2 protein-coding genes are annotated in these 2,681 nt (G+C 66.1%); one reads left to right on the top strand and one right to left on the bottom strand.

Going from position 1 to position 2,681, the window contains the following annotated elements; genetic code table 11:
* Positions 1-2: 2 nt before the first annotated feature.
* Complete coding sequence (locus tag ACGWYJ_RS38715) at positions 3-497, bottom strand: hypothetical protein (RefSeq protein WP_395111665.1); 495 nt, start codon at positions 495-497, stop codon at positions 3-5.
* Between the two features lie 800 nt (positions 498-1,297).
* On the opposite strand from ACGWYJ_RS38715, the gene ACGWYJ_RS38710 reads away from it, so the two are divergent.
* Entirely contained in the window at positions 1,298-2,482 is a 1,185-nt protein-coding gene (locus tag ACGWYJ_RS38710; RefSeq protein WP_395111663.1) for a helix-turn-helix domain-containing protein, read from the top strand.
* The last annotated feature ends 199 nt before the right edge of the window (positions 2,483-2,681 follow it).

Genomic DNA, 2,681 nt, shown 5'->3' with positions numbered 1-2,681 from the left:
CCTCAGTCGCGTCGTGCCCCGTCGGGCCAAATGATTCGGATGGGGACGCGATGCTCACGCGCGTGGGCGACCACGTCGGCGGTGCCTCCGTAGCCGCGTGCGGGCTGCCCGTCCCACACCGCCCACAGCTCGTCCGCATGGCGGATCATGTAGGCGCTGGCCGCCATGTGAGCCTCGGAGTCGGACTCGGTGAAATCCATGGTGTGAACGCCGCTGGCTGCGGAGAAAAGCCGGTCGTACTCAGCATGCACCGCTTCTGGTAGACCATCACGATATTGCCGTGCGGGCACGATGGCTTCGATGGCGCCACCGTGGTCCAGGACGGCGCGGGCGAAGATTTGATCGGCTCCATCCGCAAGACAGGACAAGCCGGTGATGTCGCCGGTCGTTGTGGCGAGCAGCTTCCGGATGGCCTGGTCAACTAGCTGCTCGGTCTCCGATGGCATGCCTCGGTGACCGGATATGGCGATGCGTGGCAAGGCGGTTCCTTCAGACAAGGGTGGATTGTAGCTGTCGGTCGAACTGGCGAACCTTGGGTGTGATCGGGCCTGAGTACTCTCGGCGGAAGCGCCGGGCTCGCTGGATGACCCGTTCGGATGCATATGCGGTTCCGATCTTGAGCGCGTCGCTTCCGAGGCGAAACGCCTCCCACCTGGCTGGTGTCGTGGCTTAGCTCTCCGCCTTGCCGCACGGCTGTAGCAACGTCCAGCATGACGGCGGCTCGCTGCTTGGGTGCTGGCTGGGCACTGGCGGCAGACTCGGCGAACGCCGCAAGCGCTTGGCTGGGCTGGTTGAGCCGGACCGCTACAAGCGCCCGGTATCCGGCCAGCTTGGCATCGTCAAAAGGGAACACCCACGGCCATGGGGGCACGGATGCGCGGTCATGCTCAATGGCTCTCTCAGCCGTGAGCAGCGCTTGCGTGCTTCGCGCTTGACGGTCTTGCCTGTGCGCGCTGGCGTGTGCAAGAGCTTCGATCGATGCGAGCCAAGCGCGCGGTGTGGGATGGGCCCGTGGTTCGATTTGCCTGCGCGCCTTGTCGATCATGCCGAGTCCGAGATCAGGGTCGTGCCTGCCTGGGTGGGTGGGCGGGTAAGGGAGCGTAACGTGCGGGACTGTTCAACCTGGAGCCGGTAGCACGGTATAGCGGGGCGCAGCGGGTGTGGTGTTGGTGGGAACTGCGCACGTGGGGTGGGATCGAAGTCAGCAGCAGGCGAGTCGGTCTAGCTGTGACGCGATCAGGCCCTGCACCGTAGCCTGAGTGTTGTCGAGACTCTCAAGGTGAGGGGTGCAGGGCCGATGCCCGAACCTAGCGCGATCGGACGCAACCTGAAGCGTCGCCGTGAAGAGCGTGGCCTCTCCCAAGAGGGCCTAGCCCAGGCCGCCGAGGTGAGCGTGGATGTGGTCCGAAAGTTGGAGCAGGGGCGCCGTCAGTCGGCGCGGATCACGACGTTGACCAAGCTGGCTAACGGGCTGGACGTGGAGTTGGCCGAATTGGCGGACAAGCGGGAGCGGCTTGGCGCTGACCGCGATGGCGGATCGGTGCTTGCTGTGCGGGATGTGCTTCTGTCGCCGTCGCTACTGCCTGGCCTGGATGCAGATGATGGGGGAGAGCCCACACCGGCGGGCGAGCTCGCGCAGGCGGTAGCGCGCGCCTGGGCTGTGTACTGGGCCGGCGATTTCGGCGAGGTGCTCGCGGTGCTGCCTGGTCTGATCGGTGAGGCCCGGCATTCTCACGCGGCGCTGGGTACGCCTGCGGTGGAGGCGCTGACGTGCGCCTACGATCTGGCGTCGAGTCTGATGACGCAGATTGGGCGGACGGATCTGGGGATCATCGCGGCCGAGCGAGCCATCACGACCGCCTACCAGGGCGACGACCGGCTGTTGTGGGCGGTGATGCACGCGTCCTATTCGTGGACGCTGCTGCATCAGGGTCGTCACGCTGAGGCCGAGGATGTGGCCGCGCGGATGGCCGAACAGGTCGAGCCGTCGTTCCGCGGGGATGACCTGGAGTTGTCAGTGTGGGGGAATCTGCTGCTGACCACGATCGCCCCGGTGGTCGCGCAGGATCGTGACCCCAGCGAGTATCTGCGGCTGGCGGCGGCGGGCGCGGCCAGGTTGGAGCGGCCAGTGCGGGCGTACCATCACGCGGCCTTCTCGCCGGTGACAGTGGCGATGCAGGAAACGTATGGGTATTCAGTGCTGGCCGAGCCGGGAAAGGCACTGAAGGCCGCGAGGAGCATCGGCCCCGCCGACCTACATGGGATCTCGCGAGGCGCGCACCTGATGGATGTGGCGCAAGCGCACCTCGACTCCGGGCACCTGGCGGCGTCCCGGACGACGCTGTTGGAGGCCAAGCAAGTGAGCGGAGTCTGGTTCCGGCATCAGCGGGTGGCGCGTTCGGTGGCCGAGGAGATCCGGGAGCGCGAGCGGCAATTGACGCCCGAGACTCGGACACTGGTGAAGGCTTTGGACCTCGACTAGGACAGGGCGTCCCAGTCGCCGTCCGTGTTCGCATTGGGGTAGGACACTACGTCCTACGCTGGCTGGATGCGGTCACGGCGGGTAGGACATTGCGTCCCTGGTCAGTCTGAGCAGGTGGCGCAACTGTATGACGCATGACGCAGAAACCACTGGCGCCGGACGGTGTTGCGGCGTTCTACGGGTGGCCGTCTGAGATGGT

Origin of the sequence: Actinomadura sp. SCN-SB, from assembly GCF_043906805.1 — a bacterium.
Classification (GTDB): Bacteria; Actinomycetota; Actinomycetes; order Streptosporangiales; family Streptosporangiaceae; genus Spirillospora.
Note: the sequence above shows the minus strand (reverse complement) of the source record. Positions and strands in the feature narration are given on the sequence as shown.

Excerpts from the sequence above, each read along its gene's own strand:
- ACGWYJ_RS38710 (WP_395111663.1), top strand. The coding sequence starts at position 1,298 with ATGCCCGAACCTAGCGCGATCGGACGCAACCTGAAGCGTCGCCGTGAA.